Origin of the sequence: Rhodococcus sp. IC4_135 (genome assembly GCF_011602025.1) — a bacterium.
Taxonomy (GTDB): Bacteria; Actinomycetota; Actinomycetes; order Mycobacteriales; family Mycobacteriaceae; genus Rhodococcus_F; species Rhodococcus_F baikonurensis.
This window is the reverse complement of sequence record NZ_JAAOLG010000108.1, coordinates 1-1,045: the sequence shown is the minus strand read 5'-3', so window position 1 is coordinate 1,045 and position 1,045 is coordinate 1. Positions and strand designations below refer to the sequence as shown.

Below are 1,045 nucleotides of genomic sequence, written 5' to 3'. Positions count from 1 at the left end.
TTAGCCCGCACCGACAACTCACCATACGACAACGACTCGCCACCGAACCGCACCGCAACCCGATCACCAAACCGCGCAGCAGCATCATCGAACCACGCCGACAACGTCGAATCCACACCACGATCGACACCCGTGTCGCTCCATGACAGAACGCGATCCAACTCACCGGCGGTCAGAACATCCACGTCGCCAACGGCAGCAGTCGGATTCGCGACAACGCCACGGAGGACGGACACGAAGCGATCAGCGAACTCGGCCGCTGTCGACGCGTCGAACAGATCCCTCGCATACGTCAGGGTCGCAGACATTCCGGCTTCAGACTCTTCGAGAGTGAGCTGCAAGTCGAACTTGGCCAGTGCGGCGTCGACCTCGACTGCAGCAGCACTGAGGCCGGGCATGTCGAGAGACGTCTGACCGAGGTTCTGGAACGTCAACGCCACCTGGAACAACGGATGACGAGCCTGCGAACGAACCGGATCGAGCGCTTCCACGATCCGCTCGAACGGAACATCCGCATGCGCGAACGCCTGCAGATCCACCTCACGCGCAGAAGCCAACAACTCCGCAAACGACATCGACGGATCAACCTCGGTACGCAACACCAAAGTATTGACGAACATACCGATCACGTCATCGAGCTCAGCTTCACCACGACCCGCGATCGGGGCACCGATCGCAATGTCGGTCGTCGCGGACAGTCGTGCCAACAGCACCGCCAGAGCCGAGTGAACAACCATGAACGGAGTTGCATTCGTTGCCTTGGCCAGTTCGTCCAGCTCGGACCACAGCTGCGGTTCGATGGTGAAACTGTGATTGGCGCCGCGCCCTGAAGCAATCTCGGGACGCGGACGATCACCAGGCAGATCCAACTGCTCCGGAAGATCGGCCAACGCATCCGACCAGAACGCAATCTGCTGCGCGATGACGGACTGCGGATCGTCCTCGGACCCGAGAACCTCACGCTGCCACAACGAGTAGTCGGCGTACTGCACCGGCAACGGCGTCCAGGTCGGAGCCTGGCCGTTGGTTCGCGCGTAGTAGGCGG

1 protein-coding gene is annotated in these 1,045 nt (G+C 61.2%); it reads right to left on the bottom strand.

Going from position 1 to position 1,045, the window contains the following annotated elements; genetic code table 11:
• Positions 1–1,045: condensation domain-containing protein (locus tag G8767_RS35190; RefSeq protein ID WP_240953013.1), on the bottom strand; the 1,045-nt coding region annotated here is incomplete at both ends.